The sequence below is a fragment of the Fictibacillus arsenicus genome, from assembly GCF_001642935.1.
Lineage (GTDB): Bacteria > Bacillota > Bacilli > Bacillales > Fictibacillaceae > Fictibacillus > Fictibacillus arsenicus_B.
The window spans coordinates 62,629-80,655 of the sequence record NZ_CP016761.1 but is presented as its reverse complement, the minus strand read 5'-3'; the positions used below and the strand labels follow the sequence as shown (position 1 = coordinate 80,655).

Genomic DNA, 18,027 nt, shown 5'->3' with positions numbered 1-18,027 from the left:
TTAGGTTATCATGCCGCAACCCTTGTTGTCAACAGCTTTTTCGAAAAAACTTCAAATGGTTTTTGATAAGCAATCAACACGTTAGTATTCCTTGCGACGAAGAATAATATACCACCATTTTCGCTCTTGTACAATAGTTTTTCTTAAAATAGCTAAACATTTTTTCTTCAAACAATACCGCCATAAGGCTAATTACAATATGGGCTAAACGATTAACCTTTAAACACAAGATATTGTGAAATGGCAATTATTCTGCCAGCACCTCAATTATCTTTCTCAAAACAAAAACAAATCATTCCTGTATAAATAAAAAAACCAGCACAAGGCTGGTTTTAAATAACTTATTTCTCTGAATGGCGCATTTGCGGGAATAACAATACGTCACGGATAGATGGTGAGTTCGTTAATAACATAACCAGGCGGTCAATACCGATTCCCAGTCCGCCAGTTGGAGGCATACCATATTCAAGCGCCTCTACAAAATCTTCATCCATCATGTGTGCTTCATCGTTGCCTTCAGCACGTTCTTTTAATTGTTCTTCAAAACGTTCGCGCTGATCGATCGGATCGTTAAGCTCCGAGAACGCATTCGCATGTTCGCGGCCTACGATAAATAGTTCGAAACGGTCAGTAAAACGCGGGTCCTCTGGATTCTTTTTAGCAAGAGGAGAAATCGCAACCGGATGTCCGTATACAAATGTAGGCTGAATAAGCTTTTCTTCAACAAAATGCTCAAAGAATTCATTTACAACATGTCCATAAGACATATTATCTTTTACTGGCACGTTATGCTTTTTAGCTAGTTCGCGCGCTTCTTCATCTGACATTTCCGGCCAGAAATCCACACCTGCTGCTTCTTTAATAGCATCGACCATATGAACTCTCTTCCAGCGAGGTTTAAGATCTACTTCATAATCACCATACTTTACTGTGGTTGATCCGAGCACATCTTCCGCAATATGAGCGATGAGATTTTCAGTAAGTTCCATAATATCAAGGTAATCAGCATAAGCTTCATACAATTCAATCATCGTGAATTCCGGGTTGTGGCGAGTAGATACACCTTCATTACGGAATACACGGCCGATTTCATAAACCTTTTCAAGACCGCCTACGATCAGACGCTTTAAGTGAAGTTCGATCGCGATACGCATGTAAAGCTCCATGTCCAACGCATTGTGATGTGTAATAAACGGGCGGGCAGATGCTCCTCCAGGAATAGAATGCATCGTTGGTGTTTCAACTTCCAAGTAGCCATGATCATCTAAGTAACGGCGCATAGAACGAATAATCTTTGAACGAGATATAAAAGTATCTTTTACTTCTGGGTTCATGATTAAATCGACATAACGCTGACGGTAGCGCTGTTCAACATCTTTTAATCCATGGAACTTGTCTGGAAGAGGACGCAAGGATTTAGTTAAAAGCTGAAAGTCTTTTGCTTTAATAGAAAGTTCCCCGACTTTTGTTTTAAATACTAATCCCGTAACTCCTACCCAGTCACCGATATCAATAGTATTGAACAAATCATATTGATCTTCGCCGACTGCATCCTGTCTTACGTAAATCTGAATTTTACCTGTTAAGTCCTGAATATGAGCAAAACCAGCTTTACCTTTTCCGCGCTTAGTCATGATACGTCCAGCAAGAGTAACTTCGATCTCCTGGCTGTCCAGTTCTTCTTTTTCAACTTCTCCATACTCAGTTACAAGATCAGCAGCTGTATGGGTACGGCTAAACTTTGTACCAAACGGATCTAATCCTTTTTCTGTTAAAGAAGCTAACTTTTCGCGCCGCACACGCAGCAAATCATTTAATTCTACTTCTTGACTCATGGGAACACTCCTACCTTTAGCAGTTTTGGATATCTATTATGTTATAAGTTAAATTTTCACCCGCCGGTACTTGAACACAAATTAATGTATTTACCGTTTTACCAATGGCGGCTTTTGCAATCGGAGAATGAACAGAAATCATATTATCACGGGGATCCGCTTCATAAGGATGAACAATTGTATATGTGTATCTCTCTTTATAGACGGTTTCCTCTATTGTAATGGTTGAACCGGCTTCTACAAAATCTGCCGCTTCTCTTACAACTGGCCATGTAATAGAAGATGATAATACTCTCTCTATCTCTTCCATCCGGCTCATTATGAAATCTTTTTCCGGCGAATTCCGGAATTCCTTTTTGCGTTTTTTCAGGTACTGCAGTTCATTTTCAAGCTTCCTGGTGCCTTCTTGTGTGAGTTTTAGCATATTCATATGCTATTCCCCCTCAGTTTTTAATAAAAGAAAACACCGGCTGTTGTTTTGACCATTTAAGCAAACAACAGCCAGTCATCTGATGATCTGGCTGTATGTCACTATAATTAGCTGATTTTTTGCTGTTTTTCTTCCAGCTGATCTACGTAACCGAACAATACCTTGCTCATGCCGTCACGTGTTGTCATCTGGTTAATTTCATTTCGGACAGATCCTGTCTTCGGTAATCCTTTAAGATACCAAGCTGCATGTTTTCTCATTTCTCGAACTGCAACATCTTCGCCTTTAAGCTCGATCAAACGATCCATGTGAAGCATGCAGATATTCATTTTTTCACGAGCATCCGGTTCAGGAAGAATCTCTCCTGTTTCTAGGTATTGAACGGTACGATACAGCATCCATGGATTTCCGAGAGCTGCTCTCCCGATCATTACACCGTCAACGCCATATTTTTCAAGACGCTCTTTCGCTTCTTGAGGAGTTGAGATATCACCATTTCCGATTACAGGAATCGAAACATTTTGTTTTACTTCTTTGATGATGTCCCAGTTTGCAGTTCCTTCATACATTTGAACACGTGTACGGCCGTGCACTGCAACTGCTGCGCCGCCAGCACGTTCAACTGCCTGTGCGTTTTTAACAGCATAAATGTGATCTTCATCCCATCCGACACGCATTTTTACTGTTACCGGCTTTTGAACAGCATCAACTGTTGCTGCCACCATCTCATAGATCTTATCTGGATCAAGCAGCCACTTTGCTCCTGCATCACATTTTGTGATTTTTGGAACCGGGCATCCCATATTTATATCTATAATATCTGCATTGGTATGTTTATCAACATATTTAGCTGCAGCTACCAATGATTCGCGTTCTCCCCCAAAAATTTGAAGGCTTAGCGGTTTTTCGCGTTCATCTACATATAGCATCTTCAGCGATTTTTCATTTTCATAAAGAATTCCTTTGTCACTTACCATCTCTGCACATACAAGTCCTGCTCCGAACTCTTTTGCGATCAAACGGAATGCAGGGTTGCACACACCTGCCATAGGGGCAAGGACAACAGGGTTTTTCAACATAATATCACCGATTTTCAACGTACATATCACCTCGTTTCAATCAATTAATAAAATCTATCTGCTTACTGTAACTCTTCAACGTTAATGCTGAATTGATTCGCTATTTTATGGAGCAAATCTACTTTGGGCTTTCGGCTGCCCCTTTCCACCTCGCCAAGAACCGATACTGATATACCGATATCTTTAGCAAGCTGCTCTTGCGTATAACCTTTTAACTTTCTGAACGCACGGATGCGTCTTCCCAGTCGATCTTCTTCCATATGCGTACACCTTCTTTATCTCTTTGTTCGCAAAGGACTTGATGTAAAGAAATTGTTTTATCCGGATAAACGTTATCAGGAGCAATTTCACTAAGAGGTAGCAGAACAAATGCCCTTTCAAGCATACGTGGATGCGGAATTTCTAAGTCTTCCGTCTGTATACTTACACTATTATACAATAAAATGTCAAGGTCTATTGTTCGAGGTCCCCATTTTTGAACTCTTTTTCGATCCAGATTGTTCTCCACCTCTTGCAGTTTACTCAATAATACCTGTGGAGAAAGGCCGGTTTTGAGTTTTATGGCTAAATTCAAAAATAGAGGCTGATCAGTAAAACCTACAGGATCTGTTTCATAAATAGAAGATACACTCTCTATTAATATTTCTGGATATCCATTAAGCAGCTCTATCGATTTTGTAAGCAGCCCTTCTCTGTCACCCATGTTTGATCCGACTGACAAGTAAGCGGTATTCAATTGCTCCATTTAACTGCGGCCTCTTGTGATCTCGACCGCAACAGAGTCATAATGTCCCGGAATAGGAGGATCTGGTTTTATAACTTTTATTGTTGTTTCATCTACTGAAGTGAACTTTCCGAGCAAAGAGGCAGCAATGCTTTCAGCTAACGACTCTAAAAGTTTTACTGGATCTCCCTCAACAATTTCTTTTACTGCATCGTAAACTTCTTTATAGTTGACTGTTTGATCTAGTTCATCAGTAAGTCCCGCTTTTGAAAGATCAAGTGACAGTGTTACATCTACGCTGAACCGTTGGCCGAGCTTTTGTTCCTCAGCAAAAACGCCGTGATAGCCATAAAATTTCATGCCAGTCACATACATTTTATCCATGGCTCTCAGCACCTTTCCCAAGCATAATATCCATCATTTTAGCCATTCTGCTTATTTCTTTAACATCATGCACACGAACGATTGAACAGCCTCGTTCAATTCCAAGGCAGACTGTAGCCCCTGTCCCTTCCATACGTTCATCAATTGGAAGATCAAGCGCTTTTCCGATCATCGATTTTCTGGATGTACCCAGTAAGACTGGATAGCCCATGTTTGTTATTTCATTCAGCCTTCTCATTGTTTCAAGATTTTGCTGAAAGGATTTAACGAACCCGATCCCTGGATCAAGTATTATCTTTTCAGGTTTAACTCCTGCCTTAACAGCTATTGCTATACTGTGTTCCAAGTCAGCAATCACATCAGCCATGAACTCCTGATAATTGGTGTCAAATCGGTTATGCATTAAGATCACAGGTACATTTGTTTCGGCCATAACACGAGGCATCTCAGGATCCAGTTTAGCACCCCATACGTCGTTGATGATATGAGCACCAGCTTGAACAGCTTGTCTTGCCGTTTCAGCTTTATACGTATCGATTGAAATCGGCACATTAACTTCCTGTTTCAATGCTTCAATGACAGGGATCACCCGTTCTAGTTCTTCTTCGAGCGTTACTTTTGCAGCACCAGGTCTAGTGGATTCACCGCCAACATCGATAATGTCAGCTCCGTCCCTCACCATCTCTTTTGCGTGGACGATGGCTTGTTCAATCCGGTTATGATGTCCGCCATCTGAGAAAGAATCAGGAGTTACGTTCAATATCCCCATCACATATGTTTTCTTCGAAAAATCGAGTACGTATTCTCCGCACATCAGCTTAGGCTGGTTCATGATCATTTCATGCATAGACTATCTACCCTTTCTTAAAACCTTAAATCGTTCGGCGTCTATTATTCGTATCTTCTGTGTACTTTGCTTTTAGTTTTTGAAAAAGTTGCCCTTCCGCACCAGGAAAGTGTTTTTGTTCGAACCGGTTAACCGGGACAAGTTCCTGAATTGAATTTGTTAGAAAGACTTCATCCGCATTATGAAGTTCATTTATTTTATAATTCCCCGTTTCAAAAGGAATGTTCATTTTCTCTGAAGCATTTAAAACCCATTTTCTTGTAATGCCGTTTAGAATACCCGTTGACAATCCCGGAGTGAACAATGTTCCATTTTTAAACCAAAAAAGGTTGGAGACTGTGCCTTCGCTGATAAACCCATCTTCTGTTAGAAACATACCTTCTTGCCCTGCTGGATCTTTAAGCTCTCTTTTGCCAAGTATGCTGTTTAAGTAGTGATGTGATTTTAACCTTTGTTTGCCTTCTGGAGTGTTGCGTACGGTCTTGAGTATGATCAGTTCTTTCGCAGAAGCGATAGATTGCGGAAGCGGCTTCGTATAAAGAATAACCACGGGATTTTCATAAGGATCGGTTTGCAATCCTATATCACCGTTACCCGCTGAGACGTTTAAACGAAAATATGCATTCTCTAATTTATTTTTTTGCAGAAGGGTTTGAACCATTTCAATAACATGTTCTTTATTTATTACTGCACTAATATTTAACTCTTTTAGTGCTTCTTGAAGCCGATCTATATGCTCATCGACCAAATAAGGAAAGCCATTATACGTTCTGAACGTTTCAAACGCTCCAAGACCATACATAAACCCGTGGTCATAAGGCGAAATTACGGCTTCTTCCTTTGTTAGAACTTTTCCATTTATATAGATGTACATACATTTTTTCCTTTATAGAAATCAATAAAGTTTCTTAAAAGTTTCTTTCCGTCCTCCGTTAAAATGGATTCAGGATGATATTGCACCCCTTCAATTGGGAGTTCTTTATGGCGGATTCCCATAATCTCGCCTTCTTCTGTCCAAGAAGAAATCTCAAAGCAATCGGGCAGCGTTTCTCTTTTTACAATTAGTGAGTGGTAGCGCGTTGCAGGAAACTCCTGCTCTAAGCCTTCATATACTGTTTTTCCGTCATGAAGAACCGGTGAAACTTTGCCATGCATCAATCTGTCGGCACGAACTACATCCCCGCCAAAAACCTGCGCAATCGCCTGGTGTCCAAGACACACGCCGAATATAGGAATCTTCCCAGCAAAATGTCGTATCGCTTCCAGACTGATACCCGCCTCATTTGGAGAGCATGGTCCAGGTGATATCATCAGAAATTCTGGATTTAAGTGTTCGATCTCTTTAATTGTGATTTCATCATTTCTTTTTACGACTAGCTCCTCACCCATCTCACCTAAGTATTGAACGAGGTTATACGTAAAAGAATCATAGTTATCAATCATTAAAATCATCTCGTCTCTTCTCCTCTCATGTGCTGTTTTATACCAATATTGATCCGAGCTCACTTTGCTCTTTGGCACGCCACAGCGCCTCTGCTTTTTTCAAACTCTCTTTATATTCACTTTCTGGTACCGAGTCAATTACAATACCCGCGCCTGCTTGAACATGCGCAGTTCCATTTTGACATACCATTGTGCGTATTGCGATATTCATTTCTGTATCGCCGTTAAACCCGATCCATCCGATGCTTCCTGTATAAACGCTTCTTCGGACTGGTTCAAGCTCCTCGATGATCTCCATCGTCCTTACCTTTGGAGCACCTGTTATCGTTCCGCCTGGAAACGTAGCTTTTATGCAATCAAAAGCATCACATTCTGGTCTTAATTTACCAACTACATTTGAAACGATATGCATGACATGCGAGTACCTTTCAATAACCATAAACTCGTCCACTTTAACTGTTCCGTATGCTGAAACCTTCCCAAGATCGTTTCTTTCAAGATCAACGAGCATCACATGTTCTGCACGTTCTTTTTCATTTTCAATGAGCGTATTTGCTAGCTCCAGATCTTCCTCTTCCGTTCTCCCCCGCGGGCGTGTACCCGCGATAGGCCTTGTGCTTACACAGTCGCCTTTTTTCTTTACTAATAACTCAGGGGAAGCACTGACAAGCTGGAAGTCAGGAGTTTCTAAATATCCCATATAAGGTGAAGGATTGATCCTTCTTAATTCTTCGTATATATGAAAAGGCTCTGTCTGCAGTACTTTTGATTGGCGGACAGACAGATTCACTTGAAATACATCTCCGTCAGAGATATAGGACTGAACCTTTTTGACCGCTTGAACAAAAACATCTTCGGTCATAGATACGTGCTTAAAGTCCTCATCGTTTGAAAAGCTCTGATCATAAGCTTTTGAAGGCTGCGGGGAACTAGGTGTATGCCACATTTCCTTAAACGCACGGAGCTTGTCCAAGCTATATGAATCGTCTTTTTCTTCACTTAACACGAGAATCCAAAGCTTATTCGTCTCATGATCATAGACAAAAACATCTTTAAATAATAAAAAATATAAATCAGGCAGCTCTAGGTCATCATCTGAACGTGCTGGAAGTTTCTCGAATTCGCGAGTCAGGTCATAACTTAAATATCCGATTGCCCCTCCTGTAAAGTCCGGCAGACCTTCAACGGGTTCGATTTCAAAATGCTTAAACCATCGCTGAAACTCTTTGTAAACAGGACCTTTTTTCAGAGTGATCCCGTCATCTGTTTTTACCGTTAAAACATCTTCTTTTCCCGAAACCTCAGCGAATGGAGAAAGTCCAATAATGCTGTACCTTCCTGTTCTTCCACTCTCCAATAAAACATGACGTGGTTCGGTTACAGACAAAGTTTTATATTTATAAAACCACTCTTCTTTAGAAAGCGGAATATTAGTATGCAGCACATGCCATTTCTTGTTCTTCCCCATAAGGTCACTCTCCCAAAAATCTTCTGCTTACATTGTACATGAGGCGTTTCACTTTGGCACACCTTTCTGTCAATTTCCTGCATTTTCAAATGAGTGTTTGAATGATTAGAAGTGGTTGATTTCCTCTAGGTTGCTCGCTTTCCGCGGGGCGTGCGGTGAGCCTCTTGAGTTCTGCACTCATTTTTCGTTACTTTGAGCGAAAAAAGAAGTTCTTGAGCGTAACTTCAGGCTGTTTGAGCGTAGCTTGAAGACCTTGAGCGTAACTCGGCTTTCTTGAGCGAAACTCAGGAATTTTGAGCGAACGTGTAATAATTATAAGAACACGTACCGTAAATTACATCAACATGGACCGGAGAAAGGGGCTAAAACGACGCTTTCGCTTTCCGTCTGTTCCACTGTTCCTACTAACCTTATCTTTTATATAAAAAAAAGCCCCCATAAGGGAGCGGTAATGTTAGTCTTCGAATTGGTAAAGCGGTGTACTTAAATATCTTTCACCGTTACTTGGTATAACAGCGAGTACCTTTTTTCCTTTTCCGAGCTTTTTGGCAACTTTTAATGCAGCTGCGATTGCTGCACCTGAAGAGATGCCTCCTAATAGCCCTTCTTCACGTGCTGCTCTTCTTGCCCATTCAAATGCTTCATCATTTGAGATCGTCAAAACTTCATCATAAATATCTGTTTTTAAAATATCGGGAACAAAACCTGCTCCTATTCCCTGTATCTTATGGGGTCCTGGTTTACCGCCTGAAAGAACTGGAGAGTCAGTCGGCTCTACAGCATAGATTTTAACTTCAGGATATTTTTCTTTTATAACCTCGCCTGCACCCGTAATTGTCCCGCCCGTACCAATGCCCGACACGAAAGCGTCTAAACCATCAGGAAATTGTGCAATAATTTCTTTTCCGGTCGTATTTCTGTGAACTTTTGGGTTTGCTTCATTTTTAAACTGCTGCGGCATGAAATAGCCTTTTTCTTTTGAAAGTTCTTCAGCCTTCCTGATCGCTCCGCCCATTCCTTCAGGTCCAGGAGTCAATATCAGTTCTGCTCCGTATGCTCTTAACAGATTCCGTCTTTCCATACTCATTGTTTCAGGCATAACAAGAACTGTTTTGTATCCTTTTGCAGCTGCAACCATCGCTAATCCAATCCCGGTGTTTCCGCTTGTTGGCTCAACGATCGTGTCGCCTGCTTTTAACTTGCCGCTCTCTTCAGCATCTTCGATCATCGCTAATGCAATACGATCTTTTACACTGCTTCCAGGGTTCATAAATTCTAATTTCAAATACACATCTGCCATATCTTCTGTTGTTAACCGATTCAATTTCACAACAGGGGTTTGACCGATTAGATCTGTAATCGACTGTGCCACACGTGCCATTTGCCACCACTCCTAAAACCGAGTATTTTTATTGGATTAATTGTATCAACTATAGAAATCAAGTGTCAATTTAAAAGCCTGTGATATCCGTCCTATTACAATCGTACGCAAAAAAATAATTTTCATGTGTAAATCAAAACCCGGAAAGATTCCGGGTCTAGGATTTTGCTTGTTCGAGCAAAGTTTGAAGTTCTTCTTTTGAGAAAATATAGGTAGCATTGCAGAATTGGCAATTAGTCTCAGCTTGTCCGTCTTCTTCAATAATATCTTTAATTTCTTGTTCTCCAAGACTTACTATTGCTTGTCCGAAACGTTCGTGTGAACAAGTACATTGGAAACGAACCGGTGACTTTTCTAAGATTTGAACCTGATCTTCACCTAAAAGCTCAAATAAAATCTCTTCAGGAGCCAATCCCTTTTCAATTAGGCGCGAGATAGGCGGAATAACTTTAATACGTTCTTCGAGCAAATCAACTATAGTGTCTGAAGCATTTGGCATCACCTGAATAATGAATCCGCCCGCAGCTTTAATTGAATTATCCGGATTTACAAGTACACCTACCCCTACTGCAGAAGGCACTTGTTCAGAGGAAGCAAAATAATACGTAAAGTCTTCACCAAGTTCACCTGAAACCATTGGAACTTGTCCTGTGAATTTTTCACGCATTCCGATATCTTTTAATACGGAAAGGTATCCGTTCTTTCCAACAGCACGTGCTACATCCAGTTTCCCTTTGCTGTTTAGATCAAAATGAGTTTGAGGGTTCGTAACATAACCGCGCGTTTCACCCTTCGTGTTGCTGTCAACGATGATTACGCCGATCGGACCTCCGCCTTCTATTTTAACCGTAATTTTATTGTCTTCGCCTTTTAGCATCATCCCCATCATGGTAGAAGCAGTCATCGCTCTCCCAAGTGCAGCTGATGCAGTCGGCCACGTATTATGTCTTTGCTGCGCTTCGCTTACCATCTCTGTTGTTGAAATAGCATATGCACGAACTTGCCCGTCGAATGCAAGGGCTTTAATTAAATAGTCATTCATTATTACTCATCCTTTTAGCCATTCTTGTTTTTATCGTAAATAAGCAATAGACCTTTTAATGTTAAGAAAGGATCTACATGGTCAATAACACTGCTTTCGGCTGCGATCAGATTCGCAAGACCGCCTGTTGCGATTACAGTTGGCTCAATCGGTGATTGTTCCTTCATTCTTTTTACAATACCCTCTACTTGTCCTACATATCCATAAAGTATCCCGGCTTGCATAGCATTAACTGTATTTTTCCCGATCACACCTTCAGGCTTTGCGATTTCGATACGCGGAAGCTTAGCTGCTTTTGTGTAAAGTGCTTCTGTTGAGATATTGATACCTGGGGCAATTGCACCACCCATGTATTGTTTATTTTCATTAATGTAGCAGTATGTTGTAGCCGTTCCAAAGTCGACAATGATCAATGGTGAATTGTATTCATGGATCGCAGCAACTGCATTCACGATTCGGTCAGCCCCAACTTCTCTTGGGTTTTCATACTTTATATTCAGCCCGGTTTTAATACCAGGACCAACAATCAGCGGACGCTGATTAAAATATTTTAAGCACATACGCTCTAATGCGAACATGATTGGAGGAACAACAGATGATATGATGATTCCTTCGATTTGTTCTTTATTAATATTCACATGCCGGAACAGATCGAGTATCAGCATGCCATATTCGTCTTCTGTTTTTTCACGAGATGTATGAATTCTCCAATGGTGCTTCAGTTCATCGTTCTCATATAGCCCTAAAACAATATTCGTATTTCCGACATCAAACACAAAAATCATGAATTTGTCCCCGCTTCTTATCTTAAGTTTCTATAATAGTTATAACACAAAACGTATAGGAGTAAAGTAACGCGGCTTATTGGAATACTCACTCGTTGAGTAATCTTTGGTGCTCTTGGAAGTGGTTGATTTCCGTTACAGGTACTCGCTTTCCGCGGGGCAGGCGGTGAGCCCCTTGCCGCTACGCGCCTTAAAGGGTCTCACCTGACCGCTTGTCCCGCAGGAGTCTCGCACCTTTCACTCCAATCAACTGGTAATGAAGAGAAAGAACAACTTTACTAAAAGATTTTCTAAAAGATGTTGCTACAAGAGAGTTTTGTAAAAATTCTTCATTGAATAGCTAATTGGAGCGGAAGGGCGAGACTCCTGCAGGATGAGTGGGACAGGTGAGACCATTCAATGACGCAAAGCGGCGAATGGGCTCACCGCACACCCTGCGGAAAGCGAGTCCTGCAGCGGAGATTAGCTTCTATCATAACAAACACAAAGCATACGAAAAAGACATTACAAAAAAAGGACACCTCAAGATCTGAGGCATCCTTTTGTAAAAATTAATCTTGTTTTGGTTCATCTTCATCCTTCTTGTTAAGTGTAACCTTAACATCATCAGATGGTTTAGAAATCGTCTTCTTTTCAGGAAGCTGACCTGTTTTAACAAGTTCTTTGATTTGTTCTTCATCAAGCGTTTCAACAGTAAGCAATGTCTGTGCGATGATTTCTAATTTAGAATTGTGCTCTGTAAGAATCTGACGGCAGCGCTCATAAGATTCTTTAATGATGCGCTGTACTTCTAAATCAATCTCATGCGCAATGGCATCACTGTAGTTTTGCTCATTATTGAAGTCTCTTCCTAAGAACACTTGGCCTCCTTGAGAAGAACCAAACTGCATTGGTCCGAGACGGTCACTCATACCAAACTCCGTTACCATGCGGCGAGCGATACCCGTTGCACGCTGGAAGTCATTATGAGCACCTGTACTTACTTCTTTGAATGTAATCTCTTCGGCAACACGGCCTCCAAGCAATCCAACGATCTTATCTTCTAATTCAGGTTTAGTCATGAAATAACGATCTTCCTTAGGAAGCATTACCGTATATCCTCCGGCTTGGCCACGAGGAACAACTGTTACTTTATGAACGGTATCGGCACCTTCAAGAACAAGACCAATTACTGTGTGACCAGCTTCATGGTAAGCCACGATGTTCTTTTCTTTTTCAGAAATAACACGGCTTTTCTTAGCAGGTCCTGCGATAACTCTGTCGATCGCTTCATCAACGTCGTCCATATCAATCTTTTTCTTATTCGTACGAGCAGCAACAAGAGCCGCTTCGTTCAGCAAGTTCTCAAGATCCGCACCAGAGAATCCTGGAGTACGCATCGCGATCGTTTTTAAGTTAACGTCTTCTGCAAGCGGCTTATTGCGCGCATGCACTTGAAGAACTTCTTCACGGCCTTTTACATCTGGGCGGTTAACCGGAATCTGGCGGTCAAAACGTCCCGGACGAAGAAGTGCCGGGTCAAGAATATCAGCACGGTTTGTAGCTGCGATGATAATAATTCCTTCATTCGCACCGAAACCATCCATCTCAACAAGCAATTGGTTCAGAGTCTGCTCACGTTCATCGTGGCCGCCGCCAAGACCAGCACCACGCTGGCGTCCTACAGCATCAATCTCATCAATGAAAATGATACAAGGAGCGTTTTTCTTTGCGTTCTCAAACAAATCACGGACACGGGAAGCACCGACACCGACGAACATTTCAACGAAATCAGAACCTGAAATCGAGAAGAACGGAACGCCAGCTTCACCTGCTACAGCACGTGCAAGAAGTGTTTTACCAGTACCCGGTGGTCCGACTAAAAGAACACCCTTAGGAATACGTGCACCGAGTGCAGAGTATTTGCGAGGATCTTTCAAGAATTCAACAACTTCTACAAGTTCTTGCTTCTCTTCATCCGCTCCAGCTACATCTTTAAAAGTAACTTTTTTCTTTTCTTCGTTATAAAGTTTTGCCTTGCTCTTCCCAAAGTTCATTACTCGGCTTCCGCCACCCTGGGCTTGATTAAGCAAGAAGAAGAATAAAATAAAGATAATGACAAACGGGATAATTGATGTAAAGAACGTAACCCAGCCGCTCGTCTGTTCCTGCTGTTTGAATTCAACATTTGCACTGTCTGCAAGCTGTTCAATCTCAGCAAGTGTATTGCCGGTTAACGGAGCATTCGTCTGGAATACTTCTCCTTCTTTCGCTCCCTCCAGCTTTCCTCGGACAACATAAACGCCACCCTCTGGCTGGTAAACAATGCTTTCTACTTTACCGTCTTCAATGTACTTTGTCAGCTGGTCATAACGGATTTCTTTTACTTCATTGTTGTTGCCGTTGAAAAAGCTGACAACTCCAACTACAACTAAAAAGATTAATAAATAAAATATAGTATTACGGAAGATGCGATTCATTCCTTACCTCCTTAGGCGAACAATCAAATCTTATGCGGTTCTGTTATTCTTACTTTTCGTAGATCTCTGGCTTTAATACGCCAATGTAAGGCAAGTTGCGGTACTTCTCGATATAATCCAAGCCGTATCCGACAACAAAAGCATCAGGAACGATAAAGCCTGCTAAATCTGGTGTAATGTCTACTTTTCGACCTGTTGGCTTATCTAACAATGTTACAATCTTAACCGTTTTGGCCTTGCGTGCTTTGAACAAGTTAACCAAATAGCTAAGAGTCAATCCGCTGTCAATAATATCTTCTACAATGATTACGTCTCGACCTTCTAAGGAAGTATCTAAATCTTTAACGATTTTCACTTGACCGGAAGAAACGGTAGAAGCTCCATAGCTGGAAACAGCCATTAAATCGATCTCAAGGTGGATATCCATTCGTTTAATCAGGTCTGCCATAAAAGGTAATGCACCCTTTAAAACTCCAATTACTAATGGAAAACTGTCCTTATATTCCTCTGAAAGCTCTTTTCCAAGTTCTTTTATTTTCCCTTGAATGGCTTCTTCGGATATAAGTGTTTCTAAAATTTCATCATGCATAGTTCAACAAGCCTCCTAGACGTCATGGCGATTTTTTTGAAAGTGTAAGATAACCCACTGTTCAGAATGATTAAAAGATTTGCGTCCAGTGTGTTTCAGTCCGGGAAGCCAAATTATATCGCCGTTTGCATTAACAACGACAGGCCAAACTTTCCGTTCTTCCTGTGCCACTTTAGCATCAATAAATATATCTTTTAATTTCCGCGTACCGACGCCAGCAATCGCCATCCGGTCGCCTGGTCTGCGGTTTCGAACTCGTAAAGGGAGACTTACATCATTCGGTGAAAACACAAAAACATCTTTTCCTCTAATTGAAGCTGGTTCACAATCCGTTATTTCAGCAGTTAATATTCCAATCGGTACTTCCGCTATGCCAGGCAGATCCATAGAAAACTCATATGATGGTTCTTCACTATTTACCGGCTCAAAACTTAACGTACATCTGTCATAAGTTCGGCTGACAAAAAGGCCTGACGGAAAATGCAAAAATCCGGATGGATGCTCACTTCCGAGCAAACTAAGAAAGTTTTCCTTATGTACAGAGGAAAGAGATGAAGGATTTAATTTATACAGATAGTTCAATATTAGTGTAATCCCTCTTTTTTGTAAAGGAATAGGCATATTGTTAAATGCGGATACAGATAACTCTATTTTCCCCTCTGTTTTGACTATTAAAACCTTTTCTAACTCTATTTCAGCCTGATGTAATATATACGCTTCATCTTCTGTAATGGTTTCACTTAAATACTGAAACCTTTCATGAACATTTGGATTTTCCTGTTTTAAAAAAGGCAGTACTTTTTTTCTGAATCTATTTCGCACATATTTTTCGCTTTCGTTCGACGGATCATAAACAGGATAAAGATCTTCTACTTTACAATAATGCTCGATTTCGGCTTTCGTTATTCCTAAAAAAGGCCGAATAATTTCACCTTCTGCAAAAGGGCGTTTGACAGGTATTCCTGCAATACTGTATCCCTCGCTTCCTCTTGTCATCCTCATCAGCATCGTCTCTACTTGATCATCACCATGATGAGCGAGCGCAAGAACATTTGATTTGTGCTTCTTCATCACCCGCTCAAAAAAATCGTACCTGCATGTTCTGGCTGCTGTCTGCAATGAGAGATTGTTCTCTTTTTGGTAGGCTGCCACATCTGCTTCTCCTCCATCAAACGGGATGTTTCTTTCTGCACAAAATTTTTCGGTAATCGCCAGTTCATGAGCAGACTCTTCTCCCCTAAGCTTATGATTAAAGGATGCTGCAACTACTTCAATGCTGTACATGGCTGACCGCTTCCATAAAAAATGAAGCAATGCTAATGAATCAGGTCCACCGGAAACGCCAACAACAACTGTTTTCGCAGATGAAAGAAGCTGGTGCTTTTTAATGAAATTTTCAACATGCTGCAACCTAATTCGCTCCTTCATACCGATTTCTCCATAAAATCATATCAAAGAATGATGCCGACTTACACTCTTACATCGTCTGGCCGAGCATATAAAATAAATAAACGACAAATACAAAAGTAAACACTAAAAAAGTTTCGACAAAAAAACTTTTTTGTTTCTTCTTTTGTGACTGCCTTGTCTGCTTTTGTACAGCTGACTTTTGTACAGCAGGCTTTTTATTTTGCTGAACCGAGCGTTTATCTTTTTCATTTAATAAAAGCACAAGCTCATTTCTCATTTCTTCAGCATATCTATATTTTCCGTTCCATGCTTTCTCAAGAATATCTGCATATGGTCTAAGCATAGGACTGTTTTTTCTTACATCCTGCATCTGTCTGTCAGGATCACTCTTTTTCGTAAAGCGTGATGGATAAGCCAGGTTGACCATAACCATTCCAGCTGAAAATAAATCATAAGATGGCTCCGCTTTTCGGGAACCCTTTCCCCAATACCCCCGATCAAAGAACTCTGTGTACTCTTTTATTGACCGGTCCATGACAGTTGTGCCGCCCACATCAATCCATCTGATCCGATACGGCGGACCTGTTACAAGCAGGTTGTCAGGCTTTAAATCACCAAAAGCCCAGCCCGCCTGATGAAGTGTGTGCAAATCCGTTAAGAGCTGAACGAGCAGAATTCCCGCCCATTCGGAAGATTTCGGTCTCATAAAATCAAAAAGCGTCTCACCTTTTAAATATTCCATCGCATAAAACGGGTATGTTCCGCTTCTAGTCTGCCAATCATCCACATTGATTAAAGAAGGTCCAAGGACTTTCCCCTGGACCTTAGAAAAACGCTTCAGCACATTAACTTCTGATGTAATCGACATCTGGTCATGTCCGATCTTTAAAGCAACCGTGCCTTTAATAGAATCTGCCAAATACACTGCGCCTGTTGCACCATAACCTAAACGGCGGTGTATACGATAAATTAAATGATTCCATTTCCCACGAATTTCTTCTCCTGCAGCTAAGTTACATACCGGACTCTTCGATATATCCTGGGGCATCATCGGACAAGAAGCTCCTTTTCGAGGATCGTTTACGAGTGAACGCAGCAATCCCTTCTTTTATTGCCGGACCTGTTGGTGTAATTCCGCCTAATGTAAGCTTTGAAAATATTTTTCCGATCGAATCTAATTTCGAAGACCAGCTTAATAATTCTTCCACTTCTTTCTTTTTGCCAGGGAAAGCAAAAATAGAAAATTCATTTTCACCGATTCTCGAATTCAGCGAGATAGATAGATCGAGTAATGATTCCTGAACTGTCAGCATCTTATCTTCCATGGAGCCTGATGCATCTATTAATACCAATACTTCTAGGTTCATAGTTTCTCCCATTTCGTCAACAACTTCCATCACCTCTCCGCGTTTATCCGGAGGAAGATCATCCATCGTAGATTTGCTTCCGAGGATTTGCTGCAGCTCTGCGTTTACGACACCTTTAATCGTCTGGGCCATTGCTTTTTGCGTTACCATCTTTACCGTTTGTGCAAGCTGCTTCGTATAAACGACCTGACTGATTCCGCCTCCAGCCATCGCTATGTCTTCTATCTCTTTTAATCCCTGTCTGTGATACTCAGGAGCATCCTCATTCAATACGCCGATTACATTTACTGCAATGCCTTGCTCATGAGCAAGTGCCGCCATCGCTACTGGATCTTCACCTTGATTTGAACACCCGTCTGTAATCAGCAGAATCTGCTTTAACGTTCCTTTTTTACGCATATCTCTAACACCTCTCAAGTACGATTTTTAACGTATTACCATCATCGTCAAAAAGGTCTTGGAATATACGTTTAGAAGGACTTTATGCACATAAAAAAGAGGAATGACTCAAAACGATAAACGTTTAAAGCCAAGCCTCTTTTGATTAGCTATTAAGTAAACATTGTTGCTTAAGAAGATGTTGATTTCCGTTCCAGGATGCTCGCTTTCCGCGGGGCGGGCGGCGAGCATCCTGCCGCTCTGCACCATTAGGAGTCTCACCTGTCCCACTCGTCCCGCAGGAGTCTCGTACCTTGTACTCCAATCAACCCGCGCGGAGGGTAATTATGGAAAATCTGCCGGTTCTTCAGAAAGTAAGTATACTTATTTTCGAGGCAGCCTCTTA

At 41.2% G+C, this 18,027-nt stretch carries 18 protein-coding genes; all 18 read right to left on the bottom strand.

Features of this window, described 5'->3' with window-relative positions:
• Positions 1–341 precede the first annotated feature (341 nt).
• The 18 genes from lysS to ABE41_RS00350 all read right to left on the bottom strand — a co-directional run bounded on the left by lysS (position 342) and on the right by ABE41_RS00350 (position 17,660).
• Positions 342–1,835: a lysine--tRNA ligase gene (gene lysS, locus ABE41_RS00435; RefSeq protein WP_066285462.1), complete on the bottom strand. Its 1,494-nt coding sequence runs from the start codon at positions 1,833–1,835 to the stop codon at positions 342–344.
• Positions 1,836–1,851: 16 nt separating this feature from the next.
• Positions 1,852–2,265 (bottom strand): GreA/GreB family elongation factor, encoded by a 414-nt coding sequence (locus tag ABE41_RS00430; protein ID WP_066285460.1) that lies wholly within the window; start codon positions 2,263–2,265, stop codon positions 1,852–1,854.
• 107 nt (positions 2,266–2,372) lie between these two features.
• Entirely contained in the window at positions 2,373–3,344 is a 972-nt protein-coding gene (gene dusB, locus ABE41_RS00425) for a tRNA dihydrouridine synthase DusB (protein WP_066294468.1), read from the bottom strand.
• A gap of 62 nt (positions 3,345–3,406) precedes the next feature.
• Positions 3,407–3,604, bottom strand: a complete 198-nt coding sequence (locus ABE41_RS00420; protein ID WP_066238222.1) for a helix-turn-helix domain-containing protein — start codon at positions 3,602–3,604, stop codon at positions 3,407–3,409.
• On the bottom strand, positions 3,556–4,089 hold the full coding sequence (folK, locus tag ABE41_RS00415) for a 2-amino-4-hydroxy-6-hydroxymethyldihydropteridine diphosphokinase (protein WP_066285459.1): 534 nt from the start codon (positions 4,087–4,089) through the stop codon (positions 3,556–3,558). The genes ABE41_RS00420 and folK overlap by 49 nt, the downstream gene beginning before the upstream one ends.
• Entirely contained in the window at positions 4,090–4,452 is a 363-nt protein-coding gene (folB, locus tag ABE41_RS00410) for a dihydroneopterin aldolase (protein ID WP_066285458.1), read from the bottom strand.
• Entirely contained in the window at positions 4,445–5,299 is an 855-nt protein-coding gene (gene folP / locus ABE41_RS00405; RefSeq protein ID WP_437435457.1) for a dihydropteroate synthase, read from the bottom strand. The genes folB and folP overlap by 8 nt, the downstream gene beginning before the upstream one ends.
• A gap of 25 nt (positions 5,300–5,324) precedes the next feature.
• Positions 5,325–6,173, bottom strand: a complete 849-nt coding sequence (pabC, locus tag ABE41_RS00400; protein ID WP_066285456.1) for an aminodeoxychorismate lyase — start codon at positions 6,171–6,173, stop codon at positions 5,325–5,327.
• On the bottom strand, positions 6,158–6,751 hold the full coding sequence (gene pabA, locus ABE41_RS00395) for an aminodeoxychorismate/anthranilate synthase component II (RefSeq protein ID WP_066285454.1): 594 nt from the start codon (positions 6,749–6,751) through the stop codon (positions 6,158–6,160). The genes pabC and pabA overlap by 16 nt, the downstream gene beginning before the upstream one ends.
• A 28-nt stretch (positions 6,752–6,779) precedes the next feature.
• Positions 6,780–8,210, bottom strand: a complete 1,431-nt coding sequence (locus ABE41_RS00390; protein WP_066285452.1) for an anthranilate synthase component I family protein — start codon at positions 8,208–8,210, stop codon at positions 6,780–6,782.
• A gap of 454 nt (positions 8,211–8,664) precedes the next feature.
• A complete protein-coding gene (gene cysK, locus ABE41_RS00385; protein ID WP_066285449.1) occupies positions 8,665–9,591 on the bottom strand; it encodes a cysteine synthase A in 927 nt (308 codons plus the stop codon).
• Positions 9,592–9,748: 157 nt separating this feature from the next.
• Positions 9,749–10,633 carry an Hsp33 family molecular chaperone HslO gene (hslO, locus tag ABE41_RS00380; RefSeq protein ID WP_066285447.1) on the bottom strand — a complete coding sequence of 295 codons (885 nt, stop codon included), beginning with the start codon at positions 10,631–10,633 and terminating at the stop codon, positions 9,749–9,751.
• Positions 10,634–10,647: 14 nt separating this feature from the next.
• A complete protein-coding gene (locus ABE41_RS00375) occupies positions 10,648–11,418 on the bottom strand; it encodes a type III pantothenate kinase (protein ID WP_066285445.1) in 771 nt (256 codons plus the stop codon).
• Positions 11,419–11,969: 551 nt separating this feature from the next.
• Positions 11,970–13,877, bottom strand: a complete 1,908-nt coding sequence (gene ftsH / locus ABE41_RS00370) for an ATP-dependent zinc metalloprotease FtsH (protein ID WP_066285443.1) — start codon at positions 13,875–13,877, stop codon at positions 11,970–11,972.
• 49 nt (positions 13,878–13,926) lie between these two features.
• Complete coding sequence (gene hpt / locus ABE41_RS00365) at positions 13,927–14,466, bottom strand: hypoxanthine phosphoribosyltransferase (RefSeq protein WP_066285441.1); 540 nt, start codon at positions 14,464–14,466, stop codon at positions 13,927–13,929.
• A 15-nt stretch (positions 14,467–14,481) separates the two neighbouring features.
• On the bottom strand, positions 14,482–15,894 hold the full coding sequence (gene tilS, locus ABE41_RS00360; protein WP_066285439.1) for a tRNA lysidine(34) synthetase TilS: 1,413 nt from the start codon (positions 15,892–15,894) through the stop codon (positions 14,482–14,484).
• 49 nt (positions 15,895–15,943) lie between these two features.
• On the bottom strand, positions 15,944–16,927 hold the full coding sequence (locus ABE41_RS00355) for a serine/threonine protein kinase (RefSeq protein WP_066285437.1): 984 nt from the start codon (positions 16,925–16,927) through the stop codon (positions 15,944–15,946).
• Entirely contained in the window at positions 16,890–17,660 is a 771-nt protein-coding gene (locus ABE41_RS00350; RefSeq protein ID WP_367642135.1) for a vWA domain-containing protein, read from the bottom strand. Before ABE41_RS00350 ends, ABE41_RS00355 begins: the two co-directional genes overlap by 38 nt.
• Between the last annotated feature and the right edge of the window lie 367 nt (positions 17,661–18,027).